The following is a 602-nucleotide window of genomic DNA, read 5'->3' as shown; positions in this document are numbered from 1 at the left end:
TCGCTACCGCAGTAGAACTGCTTCCTGCTGGCGGCACCATCATTTTGAAAGATGGCGACTACCAAGGTATTGAAATCCCGCTGACGGCGAGTGGCAGTGTCGACAAGCTCAAGCACCTACGTGCGGAAGGAGACAATGTTCGCTTTGTTTCGGAACTTCGTCACGAGGCAAATTACTGGCACTACCAAGGTATTGAAGTTGCGCGTGCGCAGCTCATTGTTCATGGTAGCCACAACACCTTCGAAAAAATGGTGACACACGGCGCGCCAGATACTGGTTTCGTGATCACCTCTCCTGAAAACATTGGCCGCGCACTGTGGGCAAGTTACAACCAAGTGATTGAAAGCGAAAGCTACAACAACATGGATCCTTCGCAGATCAACGCAGACGGTTTTGCGGCCAAGATGCGCATCGGCGATGGCAACACCTTCATCCGTTGTTTGTCTCACCACAACATTGATGACGGTTGGGACTTGTTCAACAAAGTGGAAGATGGCGCAAACGGTGCGGTGACCATTTTGGATTCCATCTCGTTCAGCAACGGTCGCACACTCGATGTTGCCAACAAGGGTGGCACGATTGGTAACGGCTTCAAGCTAGGC

The 602-nt window shown here is 51.7% G+C and carries 1 protein-coding gene; it reads left to right on the top strand.

Going from position 1 to position 602, the window contains the following annotated elements:
* Positions 1–602 (top strand): right-handed parallel beta-helix repeat-containing protein (locus tag R7R24_RS28505; protein ID WP_411978844.1); only part of this gene is annotated, 602 nt, incomplete at both ends.

It is taken from the genome of Vibrio sp. 704 (genome assembly GCF_033339295.1).
The sequence above is the reverse complement of the archived record's forward strand: the minus strand, read 5'-3'. Positions and strand labels throughout refer to the sequence as shown.